Genomic DNA, 1,362 nt, shown 5'->3' on the forward strand with positions numbered 1-1,362 from the left:
AAGAATGACACCCTCAAGGTGTCCGGTCCCTTCGGGGACCGTTATCCCCCATCACCGAAGATGACGATGTCAGTCGATGGATATATCCTTTTACATCTCTGATGCGTGGAATCATATTTTGTTGAGAATTTCTTGAAGGTTCCTGTAAGGTTTCGGTTCAATCAATATTTTTTTCTGTGTGCAATAATAAAGGGAATAGTAAGGAACTTTGTCCAGAGGGAAGAACAACAGTTCTGCAGGGTCTTTTGGAATCCCGCCTACACCGATCAGGATGAATACCTTTTTACCGGTTTTCTGTTGCACTTCTTTGTAGCGTTGCAGGTGGTAATAATCGGTCCAGTTCAAAGTACCGTTCTGACCTCTGCGGCTCCTGAACTTGCATTCTACCCAGAATTCTTCTTTTGTTTCTTTGTCCCGGAATAGATAATCTGGATTGATGCAGTCCTCGGCATATCTTCCTTCCACATAACCGCTTGTCGTTCTGTGCATCAGGATGAAGTTCTTTTCCGGAAAGAGGGACTTCGCAAATTCTTCGAATTCCCGACCCATGCGATATGTGTCTTTCACATTGTCTTTGGATTCCTGAGCTTTGTTCAGTTTGAATTCCTCGAACATCGCCTTCATGAACAGTTCGTAGTCCCTTTCATCCTCATCGTAAGGAGGTTCACATCCCTCGTCGAACGATTCATCGGGAATCATCATGAAGGGCAAATCATCTGTTCCTTCGGATTCGACGTATGATTGTGATTCCATCTCGGATTCGACACACTCGACTGTGACATCGACATCTTGAGTTTCGATACAAGTCGCTTCAGTCACGGTGTTGATCTCATCCGGATCCGTATCGTTTTCATCGAGGTAATCATTGCAGGCATCGCGTATGTGTTTCACTATTTTCTTTAGGAATCCCAAACACCATCACCGGTAATCAGTTGTTGTCTGCATTTGATTGCTTCAGTAAAAACATCGATCCTTCACTTCATCCCGAAGCTGAAGACTTCCCGAAGGTGTAAAGTCACATTCTTCTTCGGATCCGAATGCCGCTTTACGCTCTGCTATGATCTTTGTGCGGTAGTCTACAAATTGACGCATTGCAGATAAGATCCATTCTGAACGTGTTCTAAACTCTCCAGTCATCTCGATATCCTTGTCGATTATATCAATAATCGATTCAGGACATCTGAAGTTCAATTGAACGACTGAAGGTTCCTTCATGTGAAGTGATTGATTTATCCAGTTATAATTCAGTGTAAAGTGTATGCAAAGTAATCACTTGTTTTTTATATTTGTAAAGTGTACACTTTGCTATGACAAGGAAACCCAAGACTGCACAGATCCTAGAGACATGCCCGGAGGATCCTG

Annotated in this window: 2 protein-coding genes; both read right to left on the minus strand. The window is 43.1% G+C overall.

The genetic code is table 11. The annotated features are described in order from the left end of the window. Positions 1 to 111: 111 nt before the first annotated feature. Complete coding sequence (locus V5D86_RS09550) at positions 112 to 912, minus strand: hypothetical protein (RefSeq protein ID WP_414596457.1); 801 nt, start codon at positions 910 to 912, stop codon at positions 112 to 114. A gap of 42 nt (positions 913 to 954) precedes the next feature. After that, complete coding sequence (locus V5D86_RS09555; RefSeq protein ID WP_414596458.1) at positions 955 to 1,215, minus strand: hypothetical protein; 261 nt, start codon at positions 1,213 to 1,215, stop codon at positions 955 to 957. Between the last annotated feature and the right edge of the window lie 147 nt (positions 1,216 to 1,362).

The organism is Candidatus Methanoprimaticola sp. MG2, assembly GCF_047501175.1.
Classification (GTDB): Archaea; Thermoplasmatota; Thermoplasmata; order Methanomassiliicoccales; family Methanomethylophilaceae; genus Methanoprimaticola.